This is a genomic window from uncultured Pelagimonas sp., assembly GCF_947498515.1.
In the GTDB taxonomy this organism is placed as follows: domain Bacteria; phylum Pseudomonadota; class Alphaproteobacteria; order Rhodobacterales; family Rhodobacteraceae; genus Pelagimonas.
In genome coordinates, this window is sequence record NZ_CANMKO010000006.1 from 97,618 (window position 1) to 119,275 (window position 21,658).

The 21,658-nt window shown below is 56.3% G+C and carries 26 protein-coding genes; 20 read left to right on the forward strand and 6 right to left on the reverse strand.

Annotation, left to right across the window (positions count from 1 at the left end; genetic code table 11):
* Positions 1–68: 68 nt before the first annotated feature.
* Complete coding sequence (locus Q1A43_RS12645; RefSeq protein ID WP_299926500.1) at positions 69–290, reverse strand: hypothetical protein; 222 nt, start codon at positions 288–290, stop codon at positions 69–71.
* A 401-nt stretch (positions 291–691) separates the two neighbouring features.
* On the opposite strand from Q1A43_RS12645, the gene ffh reads away from it, so the two are divergent.
* The 15 genes from ffh (at position 692) to Q1A43_RS12720 (ending at position 10,558) form a co-directional block, all read left to right on the forward strand.
* Entirely contained in the window at positions 692–2,203 is a 1,512-nt protein-coding gene (gene ffh, locus Q1A43_RS12650; protein WP_299935682.1) for a signal recognition particle protein, read from the forward strand.
* A gap of 70 nt (positions 2,204–2,273) precedes the next feature.
* Positions 2,274–2,780 carry a GNAT family N-acetyltransferase gene (locus Q1A43_RS12655; RefSeq protein WP_299935684.1) on the forward strand — a complete coding sequence of 169 codons (507 nt, stop codon included), beginning with the start codon at positions 2,274–2,276 and terminating at the stop codon, positions 2,778–2,780.
* Complete coding sequence (locus tag Q1A43_RS12660; protein ID WP_299935686.1) at positions 2,780–3,301, forward strand: GNAT family N-acetyltransferase; 522 nt, start codon at positions 2,780–2,782, stop codon at positions 3,299–3,301. The genes Q1A43_RS12655 and Q1A43_RS12660 overlap by 1 nt, the downstream gene beginning before the upstream one ends.
* 88 nt (positions 3,302–3,389) lie before the next feature.
* Positions 3,390–3,920: a GNAT family N-acetyltransferase gene (locus Q1A43_RS12665; protein ID WP_299935688.1), complete on the forward strand. Its 531-nt coding sequence runs from the start codon at positions 3,390–3,392 to the stop codon at positions 3,918–3,920.
* Complete coding sequence (locus Q1A43_RS12670) at positions 3,917–4,426, forward strand: GNAT family N-acetyltransferase (protein WP_299935690.1); 510 nt, start codon at positions 3,917–3,919, stop codon at positions 4,424–4,426. Before Q1A43_RS12665 ends, Q1A43_RS12670 begins: the two co-directional genes overlap by 4 nt.
* Entirely contained in the window at positions 4,423–5,016 is a 594-nt protein-coding gene (locus tag Q1A43_RS12675) for a GNAT family N-acetyltransferase (protein WP_299935692.1), read from the forward strand. The genes Q1A43_RS12670 and Q1A43_RS12675 overlap by 4 nt, the downstream gene beginning before the upstream one ends.
* On the forward strand, positions 5,016–5,618 hold the full coding sequence (locus Q1A43_RS12680; protein WP_299926521.1) for a GNAT family N-acetyltransferase: 603 nt from the start codon (positions 5,016–5,018) through the stop codon (positions 5,616–5,618). Before Q1A43_RS12675 ends, Q1A43_RS12680 begins: the two co-directional genes overlap by 1 nt.
* A 1-nt stretch (position 5,619) precedes the next feature.
* On the forward strand, positions 5,620–5,925 hold the full coding sequence (locus Q1A43_RS12685) for a chorismate mutase (protein WP_299926738.1): 306 nt from the start codon (positions 5,620–5,622) through the stop codon (positions 5,923–5,925).
* A gap of 48 nt (positions 5,926–5,973) precedes the next feature.
* On the forward strand, positions 5,974–6,348 hold the full coding sequence (gene rpsP / locus Q1A43_RS12690; RefSeq protein ID WP_299926524.1) for a 30S ribosomal protein S16: 375 nt from the start codon (positions 5,974–5,976) through the stop codon (positions 6,346–6,348).
* Positions 6,349–6,432: 84 nt separating this feature from the next.
* On the forward strand, positions 6,433–6,570 hold the full coding sequence (locus Q1A43_RS12695) for a hypothetical protein (RefSeq protein WP_299926526.1): 138 nt from the start codon (positions 6,433–6,435) through the stop codon (positions 6,568–6,570).
* 288 nt (positions 6,571–6,858) lie between these two features.
* On the forward strand, positions 6,859–7,368 hold the full coding sequence (rimM, locus tag Q1A43_RS12700) for a ribosome maturation factor RimM (protein ID WP_299926529.1): 510 nt from the start codon (positions 6,859–6,861) through the stop codon (positions 7,366–7,368).
* 325 nt (positions 7,369–7,693) lie between these two features.
* A complete protein-coding gene (locus Q1A43_RS12705; RefSeq protein ID WP_299935695.1) occupies positions 7,694–8,800 on the forward strand; it encodes a hypothetical protein in 1,107 nt (368 codons plus the stop codon).
* 59 nt (positions 8,801–8,859) lie between these two features.
* Positions 8,860–9,678, forward strand: a complete 819-nt coding sequence (gene trmD / locus Q1A43_RS12710; RefSeq protein ID WP_299926535.1) for a tRNA (guanosine(37)-N1)-methyltransferase TrmD — start codon at positions 8,860–8,862, stop codon at positions 9,676–9,678.
* Positions 9,679–9,755: 77 nt separating this feature from the next.
* Positions 9,756–10,094, forward strand: a complete 339-nt coding sequence (locus Q1A43_RS12715; RefSeq protein ID WP_299926538.1) for a hypothetical protein — start codon at positions 9,756–9,758, stop codon at positions 10,092–10,094.
* Positions 10,095–10,099: 5 nt separating this feature from the next.
* Positions 10,100–10,558 carry a GNAT family N-acetyltransferase gene (locus Q1A43_RS12720; RefSeq protein ID WP_299935697.1) on the forward strand — a complete coding sequence of 153 codons (459 nt, stop codon included), beginning with the start codon at positions 10,100–10,102 and terminating at the stop codon, positions 10,556–10,558.
* A gap of 67 nt (positions 10,559–10,625) precedes the next feature.
* Here the strand turns inward: Q1A43_RS12720 and Q1A43_RS12725 are convergent, their stop codons facing one another.
* From Q1A43_RS12725 to Q1A43_RS12735, 3 genes are all read right to left on the reverse strand, one after another.
* Positions 10,626–11,015 carry a response regulator gene (locus Q1A43_RS12725; RefSeq protein WP_299926546.1) on the reverse strand — a complete coding sequence of 130 codons (390 nt, stop codon included), beginning with the start codon at positions 11,013–11,015 and terminating at the stop codon, positions 10,626–10,628.
* On the reverse strand, positions 11,012–12,580 hold the full coding sequence (locus tag Q1A43_RS12730) for an ATP-binding protein (RefSeq protein ID WP_299935700.1): 1,569 nt from the start codon (positions 12,578–12,580) through the stop codon (positions 11,012–11,014). Before Q1A43_RS12730 ends, Q1A43_RS12725 begins: the two co-directional genes overlap by 4 nt.
* A gap of 221 nt (positions 12,581–12,801) precedes the next feature.
* A complete protein-coding gene (locus Q1A43_RS12735; RefSeq protein WP_299935703.1) occupies positions 12,802–13,872 on the reverse strand; it encodes an alpha/beta fold hydrolase in 1,071 nt (356 codons plus the stop codon).
* Between the two features lie 147 nt (positions 13,873–14,019).
* Here Q1A43_RS12735 and Q1A43_RS12740 point away from each other — a divergent pair, with 147 nt between their 5' ends.
* The 3 genes from Q1A43_RS12740 (at position 14,020) to rpmE (ending at position 16,113) form a co-directional block, all read left to right on the forward strand.
* Positions 14,020–15,054: an AraC family transcriptional regulator gene (locus Q1A43_RS12740; protein ID WP_299935705.1), complete on the forward strand. Its 1,035-nt coding sequence runs from the start codon at positions 14,020–14,022 to the stop codon at positions 15,052–15,054.
* Positions 15,055–15,499: 445 nt separating this feature from the next.
* On the forward strand, positions 15,500–15,880 hold the full coding sequence (gene rplS / locus Q1A43_RS12745) for a 50S ribosomal protein L19 (protein WP_299926557.1): 381 nt from the start codon (positions 15,500–15,502) through the stop codon (positions 15,878–15,880).
* 11 nt (positions 15,881–15,891) lie between these two features.
* The gene (gene rpmE / locus Q1A43_RS12750; RefSeq protein WP_299926560.1) at positions 15,892–16,113 is read left to right on the forward strand and encodes a 50S ribosomal protein L31; all 222 of its coding nucleotides are present in this window, start codon (positions 15,892–15,894) and stop codon (positions 16,111–16,113) included.
* Positions 16,114–16,125: 12 nt separating this feature from the next.
* Here the strand turns inward: rpmE and Q1A43_RS12755 are convergent, their stop codons facing one another.
* The gene (locus tag Q1A43_RS12755) at positions 16,126–17,490 is read right to left on the reverse strand and encodes an ATP-binding protein (RefSeq protein WP_299935707.1); all 1,365 of its coding nucleotides are present in this window, start codon (positions 17,488–17,490) and stop codon (positions 16,126–16,128) included.
* 221 nt (positions 17,491–17,711) lie between these two features.
* On the opposite strand from Q1A43_RS12755, the gene Q1A43_RS12760 reads away from it, so the two are divergent.
* Positions 17,712–19,061 (forward strand): aminotransferase class III-fold pyridoxal phosphate-dependent enzyme, encoded by a 1,350-nt coding sequence (locus Q1A43_RS12760; protein WP_299935710.1) that lies wholly within the window; start codon positions 17,712–17,714, stop codon positions 19,059–19,061.
* Between the two features lie 124 nt (positions 19,062–19,185).
* Positions 19,186–20,949: a SulP family inorganic anion transporter gene (gene sulP / locus Q1A43_RS12765; protein WP_299935713.1), complete on the forward strand. Its 1,764-nt coding sequence runs from the start codon at positions 19,186–19,188 to the stop codon at positions 20,947–20,949.
* On the opposite strand, the gene Q1A43_RS12770 is transcribed toward sulP, so the two are convergent.
* Positions 20,857–21,615, reverse strand: coding sequence for a metallophosphoesterase family protein (locus Q1A43_RS12770; RefSeq protein ID WP_299935716.1), 759 nt, complete (start codon positions 21,613–21,615; stop codon positions 20,857–20,859). The two genes, sulP and Q1A43_RS12770, sit on opposite strands and share 93 nt — an antisense overlap.
* Positions 21,616–21,658: the final 43 nt, after the last annotated feature.

A 21,658-nucleotide genomic window follows, 5' to 3' on the forward strand; every position in this document is an offset into this window, starting at 1 on the left:
TACCAGACCGCTGTTTCCAAAATCTTTGACAATTGGCTGGGTAAATTCCTCAGCCATTTTGCCTGTGCTTAGTCGGTACCCGACGAAGATGCCAGAGCGGCACCAACAAGGATAACGCCTGCTGCAACAGCAACGGCACCAGTGGCGCCCAGACCCGAAGAAGAAGCTGCAACAGGTACAGCGTCATATACGTCGTCAACAACGTTATCTACAGGTGCATCCATGCCACCGGCGGATGCTGCGGTTGCAACGGCGGCCGAAACCAGCACAGAAGCGATCAGCGTTTTCATTTTAATACTCCATCATGAATAGCGACTTCAGGCCGATTCGTAGCGGATTCGGCCTCAAACTACCAGAGAAATTCCGTGGCAGATGTGCTCTTTGGCAATAACCCACCTATAACGTGCGCGTTTTGCAACGGTCAGATAAAACTGTCAGTATCTGTTTTACCACTCAAAAGCCCCTCAACTTGACTCTATTCGGCACTCGGCGTAAACCGCACCCAACTATCCGGGAGAAATGTATCTTCCGGTCCCTTGGGCTTGCCCGGGATCGCCCTCCGTCAGCGCGTCGCGCCCACGGGGGCCATCGTGCTTTGGGCTTTGGTCCGGCGGCAGGGGGTTACACGACGCGGCTGCGGTTCTTACATGGACAACAGTCATTATAATATACGGCACAAGGAGGCCGCCACATGTTTGAAAATCTATCCGAGCGCCTAGGCGGCGTCTTTGATCGGCTGACCAAGCAGGGTGCGCTGTCTGCCGACGATGTCAAAACCGCCATGCGCGAAGTGCGCGTTGCCCTGCTTGAGGCGGACGTCTCGCTTCCGGTTGCGCGTCAATTCATCAAAGCAGTCGAGAAAAAGGCCACCGGGGCCTCGGTGACCAAATCGGTGACGCCGGGCCAACAGGTTGTCAAAATCGTCCATGACGAATTGATTGCCGTTTTGGCCGGCGAAGGCGAGCCCGGTTCGTTGAAAATCGATAGCCCACCGGCCCCAATCCTAATGGTCGGCCTGCAAGGCTCGGGTAAAACCACTACCACCGCGAAACTGGCCAAACGCCTAAGCGAACGTGACGGCAAAAAGGTCCTGATGGCCTCGCTCGACGTCAATCGCCCGGCGGCGATGGAACAGCTCGAAATCTTGGGCAAGCAAATCGGCGTGGCAACATTGCCAATCGTCAAAGGCGAAGACCCGGTTGCCATCGCCAAACGCGCCAAAACCCAAGCGTCCTTGGGCGGTTATGACGTCTATATGCTCGACACCGCGGGCCGTTTGTCGATCGACGAAGAACTGATGGCCCAGGTCGAAGCCGTCCGCGATGTTGCCAACCCACGCGAAACCCTGCTGGTGGTCGATGGCCTGACCGGTCAGGACGCCGTGCACACCGCCGAAAACTTTGACGATCGCATTGGCATTTCCGGCGTTGTCCTGACCCGGATGGATGGTGATGGGCGCGGTGGTGCCGCGTTGTCAATGCGTGCCGTCACTGGCAAACCGATCAAATTTGTCGGCCTTGGCGAAAAGATGGACGCGCTCGAAACCTTCGAGCCGGACCGTGTTGCGGGCCGTATCCTTGGCATGGGTGACATCGTTGCCCTCGTCGAAAAGGCGCAATCCACCCTTGAGGCCGAACAAGCCGAGCGCATGATGAAGCGCTTCTCCAAAGGTCAGTTCAACATGAACGACCTCAAGATGCAGCTTGAACAGATGATCAAAATGGGCGGCATGGAAGGCATGATGCAAATGATGCCGGGCATGGGCAAAATGGCCAAACAAGCCGGTGACGCAGGCATGGATGACAAGGTGTTGAAACAGCAAATCGCCTTGATCCAATCGATGACCAAACGCGAACGTGCCAACCCACAATTGCTTCAGGCAAGCCGCAAAAAGCGCATCGCTAAAGGCGCGGGTATGGAGGTCTCCGACCTCAATAAGCTCCTGAAAATGCAGCGTCAAATGTCTGATATGATGAAGAAAATGGGCAAGATGGGCAAAGGTGGCATGCTCAAACAAGCCATGAAGGGCATGATGGGCAAAGGCGGTGGAGGTCTGCCGGGTGGCATGGATCCCTCGCAAATGGACCCGGCCGCCATGGAAGCCGCCGCCAAACAGCTTGGCGCGAAAATGCCCGGCGGTCTGGGTGGCATGCCCGGCTTGGGCCTCCCCGGTGGCCTCTCCGGCATTGGCAAAAAGAAATAACCTTTCATCACGCCCAATAAACTCCTGCCGGAAGCTCCGGCATCCCCTAACTCGCTACGGTCAAACCAAAATGAACCCCGCTCGCACCCTTCAAACTCCGCGCTTGCAGCTTCGCCTGCCAGTGGCCCGCGATCTGCCGGTTTACACCGCTTTCGCGACAAGCGCGCGTGCGAAAACGGTCGGCGGCCCATTCGAAACCGCGCAAGCGTTCGACAAACTTGCGGCTATGATCGGCCATTGGGAATTGCGTGGCTGGGGCCGTTACGTCATCGAGCTAGACGGGCGTGCCATCGGCCATTGCGGCCCGCTGGATACCTTTGGCGGCACACCGGAAATGACCTGGACACTCTGGGATGCCACTGCGATGGGGCAAGGCTTCGCCACCGAAGCGGTCCAAGAGGTCATTCGCCACCTGTTTGACGATTGCGGTTGGAGCGATGTCAAAATCTGTATCGATCCAGCCAATGACGCCTCGCATCGGATGGCGCAACGGATCGGCGCGCAGGCGATTAACGTGCCTGGGCCCGCCCGTTGGCCCGAGGCCAAAACCTATACGCTAACGAGGAAAGCTGCCTAATGCCCGCTCCGATCCTCGACACGCCGCGCCTGCGTTTGCGCCCCCATGTCATGAGCGACATGGACGCTTTTGCGACCTTTTTCGAAGGGACGCGCGCCGATCATCTGACAAAGCCGCAGAACACTTCGCATCTTTGGTACATCTTCACTTCTGAAGTCGGCAGCTGGGAGCTGATTGGCATTGGTGGTTGGGCCATCGAGACCCGTGATGGCCAATTGATCGGTCAGGTCGCCATCACCCAACCGCCGCATTTCGACGAGCGCGAAATCGGCTGGATTCTCTTTGATGGGTTTGAGGGTCAGGGCTACGCTCTTGAGGCCGCTACCGCCGCGCTGCATTGGGCCTGGGAACAGGACATGCAAACTCTTGTGTCTTATATTGAAAAAGACAACACCCGCTCCATCGCTCTTGCTGAACGTCTGGGTGCCGTACTGGACCCAGCCGCCCAAGTCGATGAAGACGATGCTTTGGTCTACCGCCATAGCCCCGACATCGATGGCAATCCGGAGGCCTACGCATGATCGCCTCCCTCGCCCCACGCACCCAAATTCCGTGCACGGAATTTGCAAAATCCATGCATGGATTTTCGCCTGCCTCACGGGGGACAGCATGAGCCTGACCCAAGCCCCCATTCTGGAAACTGAAAACCTCTTCCTGCGCGGTCCCGAGAAATCCGACGCCGAGGCGGTGATCACCTTCCTGCTCGACCAAGAGCGCGCCGAAGGTTTCGGAGCCTCGCCCAATCGCGGCGACGCCTGGCGCTGGTTTACCCTAAATGTTGGCCATTGGCATTGGCATGGCTACGGCTATTTCGTCATCGAAGACAAAGAGACCGGAAAACCTGCTGGTATCTGCGGCATTTGGAACCCAGAAGGCTGGCCCGAGCCGGAAATCGGCTGGGTTGTTTTCGCCGGTTTCGAAGGCAAAGGCATCGCCTATGAGGCCGCCCTACGCGTCCGCCGCTACGCCTATGAAGACCTGCGTTTCACCACTCTGACCTCGAACATTGTCCCCGACAATGCCCGCTCCAAAGCGCTCGCCAAACGGCTCGGGGCGCAATACGAACGCACCTATGACAACGTCAATATGGGCGTCGATGAACTCTGGCGCCATCCAAGCCCGGACGAGGTGCTGTCATGACCCGCGCCTTGCACACCGACCGTCTGATCCTGCGTCGCCCCAACGGGTCGGACGCGGCGGCAACAACCGCCTTTTACCAAACCGAACGGGCGCAATATGTCGGCGGCAACGTCCCGGAATTTCGCGCCTTTTCAAACTTCTGTGCGCTTTTGGGCCATTGGGAGGTCCGCGGCTATGGGCTTTGGGCAGTCACCACAAAAACCAGCGATGACATCATCGGCCTTGTTGGCCCCCACCACCCACAGGGCTGGCCGGAATCCGAGATCGGGTGGCTGATGTTTGACGGCTCCGAAGGTCGTGGCTACGCCGCCGAAGCTGCAAAAGCCGCCATCACCGACGCGCGAACCCGGCTTGGCTGGACTGACATCGTGCACTACATCGCGCCGCAAAATGCACGCTCTATCACGCTGGCCGAACGGCTTGGTGCGCGCCATGACCCAAATGCCACCGTCCCAAAGCCCGAAGACCCCTGCCTCGTGTATCGCCAACCGGTGGAGGCGTCATGAGCGACAAGCCCATCCTTGCCCCCTGCGAAAAGCACCGCCCCGGCCCCGCGGCCCGGCAGGCGGCGCGTCTTGGCGGCAAAATCCCGTCGCTCGACACCCGGCGGCTACAAATTCGCGCCCCGCGCATCTACGACTTCAAAGCCTATGCCAAGATCATGGAAAGTGATCGCTCCATCCTGATGGGTGGCCCGTTTTCGCGCAAAGAGGCCTGGGCTGAATTCACCAGCTATTCGGCGCTCTGGATGCTGCATGGCCATGGCCTTTGGACCATCGACGCACAAACCACGCCGTCGGCTGGATTCATCCTCTTGGGCTATGAATACGACGATCCGGAACCAGAACTCGGCATTTTCCTAAGCGACGATGCCGAAGGTCAGGGCATAGCCGAAGAGGCGATGATTGCCGTGCGCGACTATGCCTTTGAGGCGCTGAAATGGGACAGCGTCGCGTCCTTTGTCGATCAAGACAATGACCGCTGCATCAAGCTGATGGAACGTCTCAACGCCACGCGCGACACCGAGGCCGAAGCCACCATTAGTGACGACGGCCACACCCTCGTTTATCGCCACTCAGCCAAAGGAGCTGCCTGATGGGACACCGCGATATTCCCGTCCTCGAAACCAACCGCCTTGTGCTGCGCGGCCCCGATCCCGAGGATTATCCAGACTTCAAAGCCACCTTTGCCTCCTATCGCTCGCGTTTTATGGGTGGTCCTTTGAACGCCTATGAAACTTGGATGCTCTACGCCGCCGAAATCGGCCACTGGGAAATCCGTGGCTATGGCATGTGGATGATCCACCTTAAGGAAACCGACGAAACCGTTGGCATGGCCGGTGGCTGGTTCCCGGCGCAATGGCCCGAACGCGAAATCGCTTGGATCATCTGGCCCAATCAATCCGGTCATGGCTATGCGCTTGAGGCCGCTGACCGCGTGCGCCGCTATTTCTACCACGATCTCGGCTGGGAAACTGCCGTGTCCTATATCGACCCGAAAAACCTCGAAGCGATCCGGCTTGCCGAACGTCTTGGCTGCACCAAAGACCACGCTGCGCCAACCGTTGATGGCCACGACGCGGTCTATCGTCACCCGACTCTGGCCCAACTGCAAAGCCAACTGGGCCATGGCATCGATATGGAAATCGCGCATTACGCCGATCCGCTCTTCAAACCGAAAGGCTGGGCTCTTGACTGATGTGACCAATCAAAACGACGCCACTGCCCGTGCCGCCAAGGTGCTTATGGGGCACCGCGACAGCATCGACAGGCTCGATGCCATCCTCGTCTATACATTGGGCGAGCGGTTCAAACACACTCAGGCCGTTGGTGTGCTCAAGGCACAGCACGACCTCCCGCCCTCAGACCCCGCGCGCGAAGCCAAACAGATCGCGCGGCTCGAAGCCCTTGCGGATCAGGCCAATCTGGACCCTGAATTCGCCAAGAAATTCCTGAACTTCATCATTCAGGAAGTCATCCAACACCACAAACAACATCAATCGTGAATTCGGGCTGCGCCTCAGCAGCCCAAACGCCATCTAAGGAGAATAACCATGGCTATCAAAATTCGTCTCGCCCGCGGCGGTTCCAAAAAGCGCCCCTTCTACCGCATCGTAGCGGCAGACAGCCGTATGCCACGTGACGGCCGCTTCATCGAAAAGCTCGGCACATACAACCCACTGCTGCCTAAAGACAGCGAAGAGCGCGTGAAAATGGACATGGAGCGTGTTCAGTACTGGCTCGGCGAAGGCGCACAGGTCACCGACCGCGTATCGCGCTTCCTCGAGGCCGCTGGCGTCGTTGACAAAAAAGAGCGTAACAACGCCAAAAAAGGTGCTCCAGGCAAAAAAGCCGTTGAGCGCGCCGAAGAAAAAGCCGCCAAAGCAGCAGACGCCGCCGAAGCAGCAGCAGCCGCATCCGAAGAGTAATCTTCGCGGTTTTCGATTTGGGTCCGGCGGTCACACTGCCGGGCCCTTTTTGTGTCTGACCACTTGGCCTGAAAGGGGTGTGTCATGTTCCGCCTGATCCGGCTTGTTATCTTTGTGATGTTTGCATTTTTGGCTGGCATCCTGTTCGAACGCGACAACCAGAAAAACCTGTGTGATCAATCTGGGGGCACGTGGTCTTCGGGGCTTTGCCGGGGGCTTTGACCCGATCAAGAGCCGCATCAAGGGCCGCGCCAAAAGCTGTCCCAAAAGCGTAGGCCGTCGCCACCACAATAGCGCTAGGCGCACAATTGCGCCGAGATGCCCCATCTGAAACTGCATTGTCTGATATGTTGCGGATTGGAGCGATTGAGCATTCCAACCCCATGCAACATGAAAACGCCGCGCAACACGGATCGTTGTCGGGAATCGCAGTGTGCTGGCAACAACATGCGTGACATTCCCGCTCGCTTTTGCCATCACTCCCCTGTTCAGCCGCAACAGGAGAGCGCCATGTCAGAGACTATCTGTGTCGGAACCATCTCCGGAGCGTTTGGGGTTCATGGAGAGGTTCGGATCAAAAGCTTTACCGCCGATCCTCAGGCCATTGCCGACTATACCCCACTCACGACCAAAGACGGCAGCCGGACCTTTGACACCCTGCAAATCACCCGCAGTCTCAAAAATGGCTTTGCCGCCCGCATAACCGGTATTGGCACCAAGGAAGAGGCCGACGCCTTGAAAGGCACCCAGCTTTTTGTGCCGCGCGATGTCCTACCCAACCTACCGGATGACGAATATTATCATACCGATCTTATGGGGCTTGAGGTGGTGGATACCGGTGGCAATCCGCTTGGCACCGTTCATTCGGTTCTAAACCACGGAGCGTCTGATCTTTTGGAGCTCAAAGTGCCGGGGCAAAGCAAAACCGTTTTGCTGCCTTTCACTCTGGCCGCTGTTCCCACCGTTGATCTCGCGTCCGGGCGCATCGTCGCTGACCCGCCCGACGGGCTGTTTGAATAGCGGCTGATCTGTTAGCCGGTGCTAGGCCGCTAAGGCCGCATAAACCTGCAAACTCGCACGCTCACTGCACATGGTGCCACCGGCAAGTTGGATCGCAACACAGCCGAAGCGTAAATCCAAAAGATTCTCTCAAAATTGACTTCGTTGCATCTTTTGGCATGAAATTGACGCCAATCCGAACGCAATTTCTCAAATAGGCCACCACCGTCTCACAAGCGGCGACAATGGAACCAAAAATCGGCCGTTTCCACCAACATAGCGCCACAATGTTTGTCTAATTTTAGCCTTAATCGACAGATTGACGTTAGTAAGTGGACGGGACTAAGTGCATCGCATTGTTTTAACAGTATTGGCCCTCGGCCCTGCGCTGATTGCGGCGCTTCCTATGTCCGGCATCGCTGTTGCGGTCGGCGGCTTGGGAAGTGCTTATGCGCTTGTCGCCTCTTTGCGGCCGCAGCCAATCCGCGTGTCTCGCGTGTCGTCCGGTGCAACGCGGGCAACGACGTTGCTTCGTGGCCCCTTGCCTAAATCTGAACGCTCAAAACTCCCCGGCCAGACCAAGATGTCACGCGATTTGATGCGTATCCTGGCCTCTGCAAATGACTTTCAGCCCCCCAGTGTTCCGCTCGATCGCGACACGGCGATTGCCCGCACGCTTATGGGCTTCATGCAGGGGTGGAAAACGCAAAACCTCGCCTCTCTCACGGAAACCCAACGCGCTGAGCTGTATCTTATCAATACAATGCTGCGCGCTAGCCCGGGTGAGGCAGGTCGCCTCGCTCAGCTTTTTGCACGCCCTGATACCATGCTGGATTTGCGTGACGAAATCGACTTGATCGCCTTACGTCGCGCGGCTTTTGACCGTGACTACAATGCCTTTCTGGCCACCCAAACTTTGTGGGATAGCAACGCCGGCCCGCGCCCCTTGCGCGATACCCTCATTTCCCTGCAAGCCGAAGATGTTGACCTTTGGCATCATGTGGTTGTGCACCATGACCTCCGCGACCCGGATCAACGCAAGGCGGCGCTATGGTGCCTGCAACAACCCGCTTGTGATCGGGCAACTCTGGCGGCCTACTTCGGGCGCTTGACCAAGGAACAATTCCTACGCAGCTCCGGCGCGCAGGCTGATCCTGCCTACTTGCGCGCGGTGCAAAAACTGATCAACGATTGGAATGCTGGCCTCTACAAAGAGCATGAAATCGCTCTTTTGCCACCGGACTCCGTCGCAACGCTTCAGCCGTTTTTCGACATTGAACTCAACCACTTGGTCGAAGAAACTGGTACGATTTGGCCCAACCCACATTGCATCTTTGTCGAATTTATCGGCCGCCCACCGCGGCCACGCGACCATTGGGAGCTTCGCACCGGCCAGCTCAGTGAACCGCCCCGTCAACAGGACTATTTCGAAAGCGCGTTTGAAGCGATCTGATCGCATTGCTTGCCCCGCTTTGCCCCAACCGCTAGGACGGGCGCAAAGCAGGATCCGATATGTCAGACGAAACGCCCAAGACCACCGCAAAGCAGCCCAATAAATCCCATGGTCGCAAGACCATGCGCCCCACGCTGCAACCGCGCGAATTGATGAGCCATGCGCCCGATTTGGCGCGTGCGTGGCAGGCGCATATCATCACCTTGTTCCCCGAAGCCTTTCCCGGTGTGTTGGGCGAAAGCTTAACTGGTAAGGCGATCAAAGATGGTAAATGGCAGCTCACCACCACAGATCTACGCCTCTTTGGCGAGGGCAAGCACCGCAACGTCGATGACACGCCCGCCGGTGGCGGCGCGGGCATGGTGTTGCGCCCCGATGTTATGGGTCGCGCCATTGATCACGCCTTGAAACGCGCGCCCGGCCCGCTGGTTTATCTGTCTCCACGGGGCAAACGGTTTGATCAACAAATGGCGCGGGATTGGGCAACTTTGCCGGGCATCACTATGATCTGTGGTCGTTTCGAAGGGCTCGATCAACGGGTGATCGACCATTACAATATTGCCGAAGTGTCACTTGGCGATTTTGTCCTCACGGGTGGGGAAATTGCCGCGCAAGCCATGCTTGATGCCACGGTTCGCCTTTTGCCCGGCGTCTTGGGCAATGCAGATAGCACCGTTGATGAAAGTCATTCGGATGGGCTTCTTGAACACCCGCAATTTACCCGCCCCGCGACATGGAATGACCGCGCCATTCCGGATGTTTTGATGTCCGGGCATCATGGAAAAATCGCTGAATGGCGCCGTGCCATGAGCAAAGACATCACGCGCCAGCGCCGTCCCGATCTTTGGGCCAAACATCTGGAAAAAACCTCGGACTAGGCGGTTCGCTCAAATCGTGCCAAAGTCGTCGCATAGAATTTTCGTTAATTTGTCTGCGACTTTGAAAAGGACCTGCCATGTTCCGCCTGCTTGCCTTGGCCGCTTTGTTGCCAACCTCCACACTCGCCTTTGAACATATGGTGGAATATCGGTTCAACGGGGCAGAGATTCAATCCTTCGCGGCCCATGCACCCGAGCCCGAAGATCCCTGGACAATCGACATTACCCTCGAAAGCGACGCGTTTGGCCCCAGCCAGTTGTTGATTGAAACCGATGGCGATTATGACGAATGCGTCTCGCTTCTGGATATTCACAAGGGCGACGCGACAACGGATTTTGTCATCCGGATGCATATGAATGCCTTTACGATGAACGGTGTATTGATGGTCGAGTGTTCGACCCGGCATCGCCCGTAACCGACATGCCCGATCCCATCATCCGTCGTGCCCGTCGCGCCGATATTCAGGCCATTGTGGACATGCTGGCGGATGATCCGCTTGGCGCGACGCGGGAAGCGGCCGGACCACCGGCCGATCCGGCTTACACCGTCGCTTTTGACGCCATCGACAGTGACCCAAATCAGTTTCTGGCTGTGGCCGAATGTGATGGCGACATTGTGGGCGTCTTGCAACTTAGCTTCATTCCCGGACTGTCACGACGCGGGGCATGGCGCGGTCAGATTGAAAGCGTTCGCATTCACTCCAAAGCGCGCGGTTTAGGACTTGGCCAACAGTTATTTGACTGGGCCATTCACACCTGTCGGAGCCGCGGCTGTTCGCTCGTGCAACTCACTACCGACAAATCTCGTCAAGACGCTCACCGGTTCTATGAGAGACTCGGATTCATGGCATCTCATTTAGGTTACAAACGAGACCTATAGGGTTTGCCGATCCGGGCTAGGTCATGGTGACGTGACCACAACAGCACGCTTTCCCATGCGTCCTTGGTTAAGACAGGTTGTCCGCCAACACTTCTTTCAATGTGTCTAACCGCACTGGCTTTCCGATAAAGCCGGAGAAGCCCGCCACATCACATTCTTCTCGCTGGGCATTGGAAACGTTGGCTGTCACCGCAATGATCTTTGGGCCGCCCGGTGCCAGCATCCGCGCGATCTCCTTTGTAGCCGTAACTCCGTCCATTTTGGGCATGTTTATGTCCATCAAAATAACGTCGTAGTGGCCGGTTTCCGCCTTTTCGATACATTCAAAACCATCATGGGCAACTTCACAGCTTAGCCCGCAATGCTTCAAAAGCTTCTGCAGAACTTTGATATTGATCGGCTCATCATCCGCGACAAGGATGCGTGGTTGCACTTCGATATGTTGCGAGTCTGTCATGCCGCATTCCTTTTGTCATGGTTTTGCGTTTCGGTGTTTTCCGCAATTTGTGTTGGCAAGATCAGAGCAAACGTGGACCCCGTGCCAAGTTCGCTATCAAGCGTGATGTCGCCATTTGCTTCGCGCACGATCCCCATCGCAATAGCAAGTCCAAGACCGGTGCCACCGGCTTTGCGACTGGACGAGCTGTCACCTTGGGTGAATCGTTCAAAAATTTGGGAACGGTGCTCTTCGGCAATGCCGGGTCCGGTGTCAGAGACAAAGACCCGCAAGGTGACATCTTGCGTGTCTTCGGACCGGTCGAGAACCGCTTGCACGCTCACGCCACCGCTTTCGGTGAATTTTACGGCGTTTCCGACGAGGTTCACCAACACCTGACGTAGTCTTTTGTGGTCGCCAAAAATATCAGGAAGATCCTGCGGAACGGAGACGTCGAGATCCAGCCCTTTGTTCTGCGCCATAACTGTTGCGAAGCTTGTTGCGTCCTTCACCAGTTGCGCAACGTTCACAGGTTCTTTGATCATACGAAGAGCCCCTGCCTCCACTTCGCCAAATGTCAAAATCTCATCGATCAAGGTCATCTGCCCGTCGGCGCAGGACACCAATATATCGACCATTTCCTGATCGTCTTCATCCAGATCGCTATGGGCCAATAGCTGCGCGGCACCGATGATCCCATTCATCGGCGTCCGCAATTCATGACTGATGGTCGCCAAAAACTGTGTTTTGGCCATGTCGGCGGCGCGCGCGGCTTCGGCCTCTTTTGCAAGGTCGCGTTGAACACGCACAGTTTGCCGGATGAGCGGTTTTACAATTCCGAACCATGCAAGCAACGCTGCCACAAGGACAATCCCAAGAACCGCGAGCGTCAACATCTCTGGCACCTGGCCAGTATGGGTAACCGTTTCCTGCAGAACTTTGCGCACGCTGGATAAATGCGCTTCTGGCAAGGCCTCTGCCGCAATCCAAAACTGCTCCATGCTTGCAACATCACGCTTGATATCAACAAAAATCGGAGATGCCGCCAACAAGAGCTCTGCAATAGACGCTTCGAGAGAGAGAACCTCACCATCTAGCGAAGACCACTCTTCTTCTTCCCATAGCTGGACAAGCTCAGCCGGCATTTCATGGCCATACAGCCCAAGGTTTGTGCTCAGTTCGATGGGGTTCACACCCAACTCGTCCGTCAGAGCCGACAAAGATTCGCGCCGAGGCGAGTCACTTTCCTCAAGGATTTCATCGCCATCTGGGTCCGCCGCACGCAAGGCGCTATAAAGCCCCAATGCCTCAACAAACGTTGCCTTTAGGATCGCAGGATCACCCCCCCGACCTGCTTCCATTCTCGCGACATCACCTTCGATTTGGGCGACGCGTTCAACAAGGTTGCCAAGCTGCATTGTATATCGCGCACTATCCGCCGCCTCATGATGCAAAAAGACCGACGCCCCGCTTGCCGCAAACAAAGGAACCAATAGAACCGCAAGGGCTAGAAACACGCGGCGACGCACATGCAAGGCGCCGCTTGGGCGTTCGACCGGCTCTGCGCCTGAAAGGTCTTGTTTCATAGTGCCTCCGACAGGTTTAATCACGGGTTTACTTCGGGCAGATCCCGTACAGATCCTGCTCAGTCCGCTTAAAACTGATCAAAGAAGGTTTCGGTGCCGTTAAATAAATCGGATGCTTTGGCGTCAATCCTCCCTCCATGGCCCCATTCTGCCGTTTATATTCCACCAATTTGAATGAACCCGTCGCGCCGACGCCAAATCAAAACCAACCGGCCCTATGTTTAGGGCCTTGGTCCCCCCTCTCTGCTCAAATACCCCGAAATAAATGTCACAAGCCTGTCGTGGATCGCGCTGCGCGATTGCCCCCCTGCATCTTCGCACAATGGGTCAAGCTCGCCCTCGCGCTCCAGAATCTGGGCCCCCGCTGGCTTGCACTCTGCAAGGAAACTAAAATGGCTCGCATCGGGAACAATCTGATACGTCGCCTGTGGAATCCGCTCTGCGGCGGGGCGCGCATAGACCCCGGCGGGCACTTTGTCCTCGTCACCTAGGTTGATCACATGCACAGGAATATCAATTGCCGACAGGCTGTCTTGGGTTAGCGTGCTTACAATTCCGGGGTCTACAATCACGGCCCGCGACACCCGGCGATCTCGCAAATCCTGCGAGGCCGGGGATAGGTCCATCTCATGTAAATCCACGCCAAAATGCGCAAGGAAGGCACAATCAGACATGCCATGATCGGTGCTATCACAAAACCGTGCTAGCCGCGCGGGATCGACACGCGCTCCGGCAATTGCCATGGCCGTATAGCCCCCGGCCGAAAACCCAAGCATCGCGATGCGTGTCACGTCGATATAGGGATAGGCATCCGGTTTCCCGGTTATCTCATCCAACACAGCCGAAATATCCGCTGGTCTTTCCCAAACACGCACCGCCGCCTTGGCCGAGGCATTGCCGGTTGTTGTGCCGGGGTGGTTGGGCAACACAACCACAAATCCAAGCTCAGCAAGCCGTGAAGCAATCCAACCAAACTGACCCGCATTGCCCCCGGCCCCATGGGAGACAAGCACAAGCGGGAACTGGCCCTTTTGCGGCGGGGCCCGTCGTCCGGCTTCACGTCCGTAAAACACACCGTTGCCCCCAACGGTAATCGCCTTTCCGCCCGGTATGGCGGGGTACCAGATGTGAAACCCAAGGTTGTCGTCACGGATCGGAGCATAGGCAGACCCCTGCGTAAAACCCGCGCTTCCACCATAGGCGGGGCGCAGAATTTCGTACCCGCCCCAACCGGCCACCCCAACCATGGCCAACAAGGCGATCCCTTTTGCAAATGTTCTGACACTCGGCATAACAGCTCTCCTTTTTTGGATGCGCAAGTTCTGCCCTTGATGTGGCCCACTCCTCTAAAACTGGCGTCCTAAAACGCGATAAAGGTCGTCCTTAGACGCGTTTCAGGATATTGATCCGACACGAAAAACGGCATTGGTCACGGCTTTATGGTATTTGTTCCTCTTCCTTTGTTTGCCACTTTGGTTCTGGCATTTGTTTGCGCGCATTTTGTGATGAACCGCGATATGTCAGCCCGCCCGCATCAGCTTTTCGCCGGACTCATGGCCCTATATGCGGTGCAATCTTTGCTGGTCTCGCTGCGCTGGGGCTATGGGGTTGAACCGGCGGCGGGTCTCATGGCGATCCTTGCCCCAATCCTGCCTGCGATGGCCTATATCGCTTACAAAACACTCTTCGGCCAAAACGGCGCACGGCGGCTCTGGCCTTTGGCCATCATAGCGCTCAATTGGATCGTTTTTGCCGCTGTGCCGGATTTGGCCGATGCCGTGATCATTGCGACCTATCTTGGGTTTGGTGGCATCCTCTTTTGGCTGTTTTGGCGCGGAGAGGATCAGCTCACCTTGTCCCCCATTGGCGGTGGGCGCGACATCCTCGCCGCGATGGGTCTGACCGGGGCGGCTTTGGTCGCATCTGGGTTAACGGACCTTTATGTCGTCTATGATTTCGTCTCCAACGACGGGCGCAATGCGGCTTTGGTTTTGACCTTTGCGCAAACGGCTTTGGTTTTGGTCATTGGTGTTTCGGCTGTGTTTGGCCAAGCCGCCGATGCCGACAAACCTGCCGCCGAACGCGCGCCTGTTCCGGTGGATCAATCGCCCCCAAATGCCACCGACGCCGACGAAGACATCCTAAACCGTCTCGCCTTGCTGTTTAACCGCGACAGGCTGCACCTGACCGATGATCTAAGTGTGCGGCGGTTGTCGCGGCGCTTGGGGGTTTCGGACCGGCAGGTGTCACAGGCGGTGAACCGCATCAAAGGCATGAGCGTATCGCAATTTGTAAACGAGCATCGCGTCAAGGAAGCCTGCCGTTTGCTCCGCGAAACGGACGACACCATTTTGCATGTGTCGCTTGCCTCTGGCTTTGCGACCAAATCCAATTTCAACCGAGAGTTCTCGCGCGTGACCGGGCAAACCCCATCGCAGTGGCGCGCCGCCACCCCGCCGCCGGTTGAAGGCTGACCTCACGGTTTTGTGAGCCGGATTTTTCGGGGCGCGCGCGGTGCGATCTCGCCTTTGGGGCAAACTGTACCAAACTCGGGTGGAATCGGGCGGATTGGTCAATTGGATGTCGCAGATGGCCAAAAACACGCTGGGGCAATCTCCCTCAAATCCCGCTGGAATCGGACGGATTGGTCGGGGAAAACCGGCGCGCGCAACGGAGTTAACGATGCGAACGCTTTGGTCGTCAAACGGGCATTTCGCCCTTGCTTTAAAGGGGTCTGCGGCCTATACGGGCGCATCTTAACGGCATCGGGGCGACTCGGGTCCGTAGGACATCCGGGGTCCTCATCTGGGGCCCCAGACAAACAAAGAACAGCTGGTGTATCTTTTTTCCTTTTGGGATCAAAGCTCTGGCCGGACATTATCCGCGGGCAAACCGCGACGTACATGAAGGAGAGATCAGATGGATCTGATCGCACAGCTCGAAGCGGAGCAAGTTGCTGCGCTGGGGAAAGACATCCCCGATTTTAAAGCCGGCGACACCATTCGCGTAGGCTTCAAAGTAACAGAAGGCACCCGCACCCGTGTCCAGAACTACGAGGGTGTTTGCATTTCTCGTAAGAATGGCAAGGGGATAGCCGGTTCTTTCACCGTTCGTAAAATCTCGTTCGGTGAAGGCGTGGAACGTGTGTTCCCCCTCTACTCGACCAACATCGAATCGATCGAAGTTGTTCGCCGTGGCCGCGTCCGTCGCGCCAAGCTCTACTACCTGCGTTCGCGTCGCGGTAAATCCGCCCGTATCGCAGAAGACACCACTTACAAGCCCCTCAAGGCCAAAGCGTAAGGATCGACGAGATGAAAAAAGATTTGCATCCCGAGTATCACATCATCACCGTCAAAATGACCGATGGTTCGACTTTCGAAACACGCACCACCTGGGGCAAAGAAGGCGATCAGCTGTCGCTGGACATCGACCCAACCGTGCACCCAGCTTGGACCGGCGGCAACTCGCGCCTGCTCGACCAAGGCGGCCGCGTTTCCAAGTTCAAAAAGAAATACGAAGGTCTTGGCTTCTAAGCCTTTTTACCTTCAAGCCGTTTCAAATGCCGCCCCTTGGGGCGGCATTTTTGCATCCGGGGTTTGGATATCGACTCCAAGACTGGGAAGCCAGATTTCGACCCGGGTACCACGGCCGTCACTGGTCGCAGGGCTAAGCACTCGCAGGCCGCCCGCATGAATGCGTGTAAACCCCAGAACCATAGGCAGCCCAAGCCCGGTCCCTTTGCCGCGCGTCTTGGCCGAATAGAAGGGCTGTACGACCTTGCTTATCTCTCGACCGGCAATCCCCTCGCCGGTATCACAAACATCCACCACGCCGTACGACCCGACCGCCACACCCGCACCGTCGACCATGGCAAGGTCAGATCCAGCCCTTCTCTGATCAGTCCGAACAGTTACGACCCCTCCGTCTGGCATCGCCTCAACAGCATTCACAACAAGATTGATAAGCGCCGTCATCAACTGTGTCTCATCGACCCGCACACCAAGAGGCGTTTCACTCATCTCCATTTTCACAACTATGTTGTCAGGGATCAAACGCTGAGCAAGCTCCATCATTCTTGGGACGGTTTGGATCAGGTCCAAATCCGTTCGAAAGGATGGAGCCTTGCGAGAATAAATAAGCAACTGTTTCACAACGGCTTCTGCACGTTTGGCGGCATCAAATGCAGCATCCAATGCCGCATCTCGTTCTACCTGATCCGGGAGTTCCCGACAAAGTTCAAGATTGCCCAAAATCGCCGTGAGGGTGTTGTTGAAATCATGCGCAACGCCGCCCGCCAACTCACCAATTGCAGCCATTTTTTGCTCTTGTACGGCGCGTTCAACGGCTTCCAACTCCGCAAGTTTCGCCTTTCGGGACATGACCAAAGCCTGTGCAAGATAGCCAACCAGGATTAAATTCGTCGCAAACCCGCTCCATTTCGCCAACATGTTTTCCGCGGGTGGCCGGTACCAATACACGGCGACATACATGGCGCAAATGACTGCGACTTCGCCCCAAACCAAAAAGCGGATCGTGTCGCCGCGCCGGACCAGAAAAACCAATGCTGTTGCCAACAATGTCGATCCGGCAAAGACCAGATTGATGTCACTTTGAGCGGCCATGAAAGCCGGCATCCACAGAAAGGACGACATCACCACCAAGAACAAACCGGATGCGACTTGCACGTCGCCAAGGCTACAGTCTTCACCCCGTGTTTTGAGAAAACCGTAATACAGTCCATGGGCCAAAAAGAAGCTAAGCGGCCAAAACCAAGCGAAGGTCCATCCGGTATAAAGAAACAATATTAATGTACCAAAGGGTACACCGAAGAGCCGCAAGGCCAGCTCAGGCGCTTCGCCATACTCGACCTGAATCAACCTGTCGATTTCCTGCCGATGTTCCGTCGTCATTCCGTAATTCGGACCAATCCTGTGCAAAGGGCAACAAGGTCGCCATAAAACTAGATCCGGCAACGAAAGATTTGGCACCTTGTGCAGCGTGTTATGCGTATTAATACTTCAATCGTATCCATCCATCACAAAACTGGCAAACAGTTTAAAGTTAATCGACACTCTGGACAGACGCGCCAGGGAGTGCCAAATTTGATCAAATTCTCGCAGGGAGCCGCGAAATGAAGGATCAGAACTTTCTGAAGGAAAACAACGCCCGCCAGCTTTGGCACCCCATGGGTCACCCAGCTGAAGCACAGGCTAACCCTCCTAAAATTATAACAAATTCCTCTGGATCAAAGATAACAGATATTGACGGCCACGAGGTTGTCGATGCGGTCGGCGGCCTATGGTGCGTGAATTTGGGCTACTCCAATGATGTGATCAAAGATGCCATCAGCAGTCAGCTTCAGGACCTACCATATTACTCGGCTTTTGCAGGCACATCTAACCCACCAGCCATTGAAGCCGCCTTCAAAGTACAAGAGTTCTTTGCTGAAGACGGAATCGAACGGGTGTTCTTTACCTCTGGTGGTTCTGATTCTGTGGAAACCTGTTTGCGCCTTGCACGGCAGTATCATCGGCTACGCGGAGAACCAAACCGGACCAAGTTTTTCAGCCTGAAAAAAGGCTATCACGGCACCCACTTTGGCGGCGCTTCTGTTAACGGCAACAACCGGTTCCGGATCAACTATGAACCTTTGCTGCCGGGCTGTTTTCACCTTCCAGCCCCCTACCCCTATCGCAATCCGTTCAACGAAACCGATCCGGCGCGTCTTGCTCAACTCATCGCACAAGTGTTCGAGGACGAAATCGCATTCCAAGGGGCCGGGAGCATTGCAGCCTTGATCATGGAACCTATCCTTGGCGCGGGCGGCGTCATTGTTCCTCATGAAAGCTTTATGCCTTTGATGCGCGACATTTGTGATCGTCATGGCATTTTGCTGATCTCGGATGAGGTTATCACAGGCTTTGGTCGTACCGGTGCTTGGTCTGGCGCGCGCCACTGGGGGGTTAAACCCGATATGATGAGCACCGCCAAAGGCATCACATCCGGTTACTTCCCGGTGGGGGCTGCGTTGATTTCTGGCAAGGTTGCCGAGGTGTTTGAAACCTCCGGGGCCGATGGTGCCATCTATCACGGCTACACCTATTCCGCCCATCCCGTGGGTGCCGCAGCGGTCACAGCCTGCCTAGATGAAACCATTCGTTTGGATACCAAGACAAACGCCGCCGCGAGGGGAACCCAGCTTTTTGAAGGTGTAACAGAACTGGCCAAAAAGCACGGCATCATTGGCGATGTGCGCGGGGGGCACGGCCTTATGACCGGCATCGAGCTGGTGTCCGATCAAGACAATAAAGAGCCGATGGATTTGGCCACAATGGCGCGCATTCACCAAACCGCTTACGAGGCGGGGGCCATGGTTCGGCTTGGCGCGCATAACATCTTGATGTCGCCGCCCCTGACCATTTCCGAGGACGAGATTGGCGTGATCCTAGCCGCTTTGGATGCTGGTTTTTCAGCGGCTTAAGCAAATCGCCCGGCCTTCTGGGTCGGGCGTTTTACAACTACCAAATATCCCCCCTTCACAAATTCATTATTTAGAATATATATAGAGCAACCCGCAAGGCCGCCCGGCCACAAAGGATTGCTTCATGCAAAGATTTGCCCGCTATTTCCCCATTCTGACATGGGCCAAAACCTATGACCGCGATACCGCGACCTCCGACATGGTCGCCGCGGTCATTGTAACCATCATGCTGATCCCGCAATCGCTGGCCTATGCCTTGCTGGCGGGATTACCGGCTGAAATGGGGCTATATGCGTCGATCCTGCCTTTGATCGCCTATGCGATTTTCGGCACAAGCCGGGCGTTGTCCGTGGGGCCGGTGGCTGTTGTATCGCTCATGACTGTCGCCGCGATTGGCAATCTCGGTCTATCCGACCCCGCTCAGATCGCCATGGCGGCTATCACATTGGCGTTTATCTCGGGTGGGATCCTACTTGCCATGGGCGTGTTGCGATTGGGTTTCCTCGCAAACTTCCTAAGCCATCCCGTCATCGCCGGATTCATAACGGCGTCTGGCTTGTTGATCGCCGCATCCCAGCTAAAACACATCTTTGGGGTCGAGGTGCATGGCCACACCTTGCCACAGGTCTTGGCTGATCTGTGGGCCCATTTGGGACAAACAAACGTGTTTACGGTGTTGATCGGTGTCGCAGCCGTTAGCTTCCTGTTCTGGGTACGCAAAGGGCTCAAACCTTTGCTGCTATCCAAAGGGCTCACACCGCGCATGGCCGATGTCTTGACCAAGGCCGGTCCGGTTGCTGCGGTTGTCGTGACAATCTTAGTCACTTGGCTGTTTGGGTTAAACGCCCATGGCGTCAAAATCGTTGGTGAGGTCCCCATGGGCCTCCCCCCCCTTAGCGCACCAAGTTTTTCCCCCGACCTATGGAGCCAACTGTTCCTGTCGGCCCTCCTCATATCGGTCATTGGGTTTGTCGAAAGCGTGTCCGTGGCGCAAACTTTGGCGGCTAAGAAACGCCAACGGATCGACCCGGATCAAGAATTGATCGGCCTTGGGGCGTCAAACGTCGCGGCCTCGATAAGCGGTGGGTATCCCGTCACCGGTGGCTTTGCCCGCTCTGTCGTCAACTTTGACGCTGGGGCGGAAACGCCAGCTGCCGGGGCCTATACCGCCATTGGCATCGCGCTTGCCGCGCTTTTGTTGACGCCCCTCTTGTACTTTCTCCCCAACGCAACACTGGCGGCGACAATCATCGTCGCGGTGCTAAGCTTGGTCGACTTTTCGATCCTGAAAAAAGCCTGGGGCTATTCCAAGGTCGATTTCGCCGCTGTCGCCGCAACGATCATTTTGACCCTAGGGTTTGGTGTTGAAACGGGCGTCTCCGCCGGTGTGATCCTTTCGATTGCGCTCCACCTATACAAAACATCGCGCCCGCATGTGGCCGAGGTCGGCCTTGTTCCCGGAACCCAACATTTCCGCAATATTCTGCGTCATGAGGTCGAAACCTACCCACAGATCGTAACCCTTCGGGTCGATGAAAGCCTCTATTTCGCCAATGCCCGTTTCCTTGAGGACTACGTTCTTAACCGCATCGCCGGAGACAAGGAGGTGTCGCATGTGGTGTTGATGTTCCCGGCGGTGAACGAGGTCGATATGAGCGCACTTGAAACGCTTGAGGAACTGAACCGTCGGTTGGAGGAAATGTCGATCAAGCTGCATCTGACCGAGGTCAAAGGCCCGGTGATGGATCGTCTAAAGCGGTCTCACTTTTTGGATGAGCTCACCGGCGAGGTGTTCTTATGTCAGTATGACGCCTGGATCGCTCTGGGGCAGCGGATCAAGGCGGGTGCGCCCAAAGGGGCCAAGCAAGAAGGCCTCGTTGCCGAGTAAAAGCACCGGGTAGAGCGGGCGACCAAAGCCCGCGCCGCCATCCACATTGACACGGTTGCCACGATGCTCGGGCATTTCGATGGCTGTGTGACCATGCACCACGAGACGGCCGTGGTCGCGCGGATCATCCAGAAAATCACCCCGAATCCAGATCAGATCCTCGGGGTCTTGTTGATCAAGTGGAACACCGGGACGAATACCGGCATGAGCAAAAATATGGTCAGCGGTTTCGTAAAGGCGCGGCAAACTGGCAAGCCAATCAACATGCTCTTGAGGAATGGCGCGCATCGCTTTTTCGCGAATGTCTACGTTGCTATCGCTCGGGTTCACCCGCGCCCCGTAGGACGCCAGCGTTTCAACCCCGCCGATTTTGGGAAGGAACCAACGCGTGCGGCTGTTATCCTTTGGGAGATCAGGAGTCGGCCCAAGAAAACGCACCATATAGTCATCGTGATTGCCAAGCAGACAGGTCCAATCCTTGCCACTGGCCTGCCCCTGCATCAGTGTTTTCAAAACCGCCTGGCTATCCGGTCCGCGATCAATGTAATCGCCAACAAAAACAATGGGCGCACCGGCACAGGCATCCTGTGCAATGCTCTCTAGCGCCATGTCGAGTTGGTCAATTTGCCCGTGAATGTCACCGACAACAAAAACAGGATCAGACATAGGCCGCCCCTTAAAAAATGTGGCTATGGGCTGCGGTTAATTT